This window comes from Streptomyces sp. NPDC001027 (genome assembly GCF_040299045.1).
In the GTDB taxonomy this organism is placed as follows: Bacteria; Actinomycetota; Actinomycetes; order Streptomycetales; family Streptomycetaceae; genus Streptomyces.
Map to the genome: position 1 here is coordinate 1 of NZ_JBEPBI010000499.1, position 2367 is coordinate 2367.

Here is a 2367-nt window from a genome sequence, read left to right on the forward strand (position 1 = left end):
GTCTTCTGGGCCCCGTAGCTGGACGCCGGAAGGGGAAGGACCTGCTCGGAGATCATCTCCGGAGCCGAGACCTCGGGGTCTTGACCGTAGACGGCGACGCTGCTCGCGAGGACGACCAACGCACAAGGTCCGCCGGCGCCCTGCTGCCTTCGAGTCGACTCGAGGAGCCCGCGGGTGGTGTCGACGTTGCTCCGCATCCCGAGATCGAAGTCGACCTCGCATTCGGCGCTCACGGCCGCGGCCAGGTGGAAGATCGCATCGACCGGTTCCGAGAACACATCGTCGAGGACTGTGCGAAGGTCGCCCTCGACCTCCGTGACCCTCTCGTCCTCCCACTCAGCCGGCCGAACGGTGCGGTCGAGGAGCACCAGTTCGCGGATTCTCTCTCCGCGGAACAGGTCGCGCCTCAACAACTCCTTGGCCAACAGGTTGCCAAGAAAGCCAGATCCTCCAGTGATCACAACTCTCATGCTGAGACTCCCCGGTCGCGGATGTACTGTCGAAAACGCGTCAATCCCGTGCTGGTGTCAGCAGCCGGGCGGTACTCCAGCCCCACCGCACCGTCGTAACCAAGACGGTCGAGCTCGCCCAGCAGGTGGGCGAAGTCCACCTCGCCCCGGTCTGGTTCGTGCCGGTCGGGAACTCCGGCGATCTGCACATGGGCGACGCGTCCCGAGGGCAGGTCCCTGCCCAGCGTCGTCGTGAGATCGCCTTCGGAGATCTGGCAGTGGTACAGGTCGAGCTGAACCCCGAGGCCGGACGGATCGATGCCGGTCACCGCCATGTGCGCTTCTCGCTGGCGCGTGAGGAGGTAGCCGGGCATGTCCCGGCGATTGATCGGTTCGAGGAGAAGCCGAACGCCAGTCGGCTTGGCCCTTTCCACGGCCCAGGCCAGATTCTCCAGATAGCGGGCCCTGTACTCGGACGGGTTCGCCGACTCCGGGACGATGCCCGCCATCACGTGCACCTGCCCGCATCCCAAGTCGTGGGCGTACTGCAAGGCTCGGTCGATCCCTGTGCGGAACTCTCCTTCCCTGCCAGGCAGCGACGCGATCCCGCGCTCCCCCGCGCCCCAGTCGCCCGGCGGCGCGTTGAACAGCACCTGAGTGAGACCGTTGTCGTCAAGGCGTTGACGAAGCACCGAGGGTTCGAAGTCGTACGGGAAGAGGTACTCGACTGCGTCGAGGCCGTCCACGGCCGCGGCCTCGAAGCGGTCGAGGAAGTCGTGGTCGCCGTAGAGCATCGACAAGTTGGCGGCAAGCCTGACCATCTACAACACCCCCATCACCAGTGCGAGCCGAACGTGACGGCCAAGTCCTTCAACGCCTCTGCCGGCAGACCCGAGTCCGACCGCCCCGACGCGAGCCATATCCGGGCGGTCTCCTCCAGTTCCTCGAGGATCGCCATCGCCGCCGAGGGATTCTCGGCCCACACCAGTGGACCCAAGCGGTCGAGCATCACGGCGCGCAGATGCGGGTTTCTCCGGAGGCGTTCCGCCACCAGGTCGGCCACGTCGGGATGCCCGGGACGTCGGTACGGCACAAGCGGCGTATGACCTACCTTCATCACGTAGTAGGGAGTGAGGGGAGGGAGAACGTCCTCGGCCGACCAGACTCCGAGGAGCGTCAGGGCCACCAGATGCGTGGCGTGGGTGTGGATGACACAACCGGCGTCGGGCGCCTCGGCGTAGATACGCCGGTGCAGCCGCAGGGTCTTACTCGCCCGCGCGCCGCTCAGTTGGTTTCCGTCGAGATCGCACTCGGCCAGCCGGTCCGCGTCGAGGAAGCCCAGCGGGGCGTCGGTCGGCGTGATGAGGAACCCGTCGGAGTGTCGGACGCTGATGTTCCCGGCGGCGGCGTGGACATAACCGCGTTCGAACAGGCTCCGGCCGATTCGCACGATTTCCTCACGCAGATCGCTGGTCACGTGTCCGCCTTCCAGTCGAGCTGGGCGAATGCACGCGTGAAGAGGTCGGCGCCCCCGAAGTTCCCGGACTTCAAGGCGAGGTGGAGCGTTCGACCGGATCGACGGGTGGCGCACCACGGAACCCCGGGGTCGATCTGGGCACCGATCTGCAGCGAGTCGACGCCGAGTGCGCGTACGACGGCCCCGGACGTCTCTCCACCGGCGACCACCAGAGCGCCCGCACCGAGATCCACCAGCCCGACGGCGATGCGTGCCAAGGCAGACTCGACGAGCTCGCCGGCGCGCTGCTGTCCCACGAGATCCTGGAAGGCTCTCACCTCCATCGGCGAGCGCGTCGAATAGACGAGAACGGGTTGGCGTCCCAGTGCGCGGGACAGGCGGTCGAGCACCTCCGGCGCCACGTCGACGCCTGACGCGATCCGGTCCAGGTTTAGGGACACG

The 2367-nt window shown here is 66.9% G+C and carries 4 protein-coding genes; all 4 read right to left on the minus strand.

Going from position 1 to position 2367, the window contains the following annotated elements:
- Positions 1-470 (minus strand): NAD-dependent epimerase/dehydratase family protein (locus tag ABT300_RS43220; protein WP_351688430.1); only part of this gene is annotated, 470 nt, incomplete at its 3' end.
- Positions 467-1270, minus strand: coding sequence for a 2-oxo-tetronate isomerase (gene otnI, locus ABT300_RS43225; RefSeq protein ID WP_351688433.1), 804 nt, complete (start codon positions 1268-1270; stop codon positions 467-469). The genes ABT300_RS43220 and otnI, both read right to left, overlap by 4 nt.
- A 14-nt stretch (positions 1271-1284) precedes the next feature.
- Positions 1285-1926: a class II aldolase/adducin family protein gene (locus tag ABT300_RS43230; protein ID WP_351688436.1), complete on the minus strand. Its 642-nt coding sequence runs from the start codon at positions 1924-1926 to the stop codon at positions 1285-1287.
- A partial coding sequence (locus ABT300_RS43235) for a nucleotide-binding domain containing protein (RefSeq protein ID WP_351688439.1) occupies positions 1923-2367 on the minus strand: 445 nt, incomplete at its 5' end. The genes ABT300_RS43235 and ABT300_RS43230, both read right to left, overlap by 4 nt.